The 623-nt window shown below is 44.0% G+C and carries 1 pseudogene; it reads left to right on the forward strand.

Annotated elements, in window-relative coordinates:
- Positions 1-623 (forward strand): annotated as a pseudogene (locus VJL_RS29545) (replication initiation factor domain-containing protein); the annotation flags it as partial.

Below are 623 nucleotides of genomic sequence, written 5' to 3' on the forward strand. Positions count from 1 at the left end.
AAAAGCACATCAAAAAGACACTTTGCATGTACTGACTGTGGTCAGGTCTACACGTCGTTTTTCTTCTCCGTGTGTCCTCACTGCCGTTCTGGTGTGGTTAATCAAACTGAAATTGATGACGCAGAGCGTCATGCACGCCTGTCTTACTCTCACAAACAAGAACCTAACAAGTACAAGCAGAAAGCAATACGCCTGCACCCAGAATATATCTTTGATGAACCTCAAGACGTTGACACTGATACCGATTATCTGAGCACTTCTGTGATCATTGACCACTTGAGTTTTACTGTGAAGCTTTCAGAGTTTCGTCACTGCACTAAATCGGGTCCGTTCTCTGGCATCGCTTTCCCTCAACCTCCTTCGCTTCCGCCAATGCGAGCAAAGAACCTTCAAGATGCTGAGGATATAAACAAGTTCCATAAGAAGATGTACACCGAATACTTTGAAGAGTGTGTGGTCATCTTTATCACTAAGGTTTTAGGCTTTACCGTTGGCTCAATGACGGGTAACAAGTTCCAATACTATGATGATCACTTCTGCCTGTTCTCTAAAGATGGCGAACAGTTTTGTGGCAAGGTGGGAGTAGGCGGTAATAACGACACAATCCACTTTCAAATTTCAGG

Origin of the sequence: Vibrio jasicida CAIM 1864 = LMG 25398 (assembly GCF_000400365.1) — a bacterium.
In the GTDB taxonomy this organism is placed as follows: Bacteria; Pseudomonadota; Gammaproteobacteria; order Enterobacterales; family Vibrionaceae; genus Vibrio; species Vibrio jasicida.